General features: G+C 54.9%; 1 pseudogene. It reads left to right on the top strand.

Going from position 1 to position 585, the window contains the following annotated elements:
• Positions 1–365: 365 nt before the first annotated feature.
• Positions 366–585 (top strand): annotated as a pseudogene (locus EN879_RS38145) (DNA-binding response regulator); the annotation flags it as partial.

The raw sequence follows: 585 nt of genomic DNA, 5'->3' as shown, positions 1-585 counted from the left end.
CTTGTGAATAGCCCATAAGCTACTCACGCTGTTCTGGCTGGGAATGAGGAACAGCGGGTGCACCAGGTTGGACAATTCCAGCCAGGCTCTCAGAACGGGTGGGCATTACTATACTTTCTGAAGAAACTGGCGAGTGAGGGGCTAATTGCCGCCTCAGGGCGAATTTTGTTGGGAAAAGGGTGGGTTAGAGTATGAGTTCCACAGTAGAACTGCATAAATACACTTCGGTAGAGCCGGCAGGAATTCCGTCCGGCGGAAAAGCAACGGTCCATGAACAAGTAGGCAGAGAATGCCTCCTCATCTTGGACGGAAGGGCGCTAGATCGCGAATGTCTGGCATCGGCCTTGGAAGACCACGAACTCGGCATGGCCGTCGAGGCCAAGGGTTCGATAGACGAATGGCGCGTGAAAGAGGGGATGATCCTTGCAGCCATTCTTTTCAACCTGGGCGGCCGGAAAGTCACCGACCATGGCATAGCGGATCAGATCAGGCGCATTTCGTCCGAGTTCAGGTCGGTGCCTGTGGTGATCTTGGCCGACACAGAAGACCTTGCACAGATACTGGCGGCTCTCGAATGTGGCGCAC

Source organism: Mesorhizobium sp. M7A.F.Ca.AU.002.02.1.1 (assembly GCF_003998535.1).
GTDB lineage: Bacteria > Pseudomonadota > Alphaproteobacteria > Rhizobiales > Rhizobiaceae > Mesorhizobium > Mesorhizobium ciceri.
Note: the sequence above shows the minus strand (reverse complement) of the source record. Positions and strands in the feature narration are given on the sequence as shown.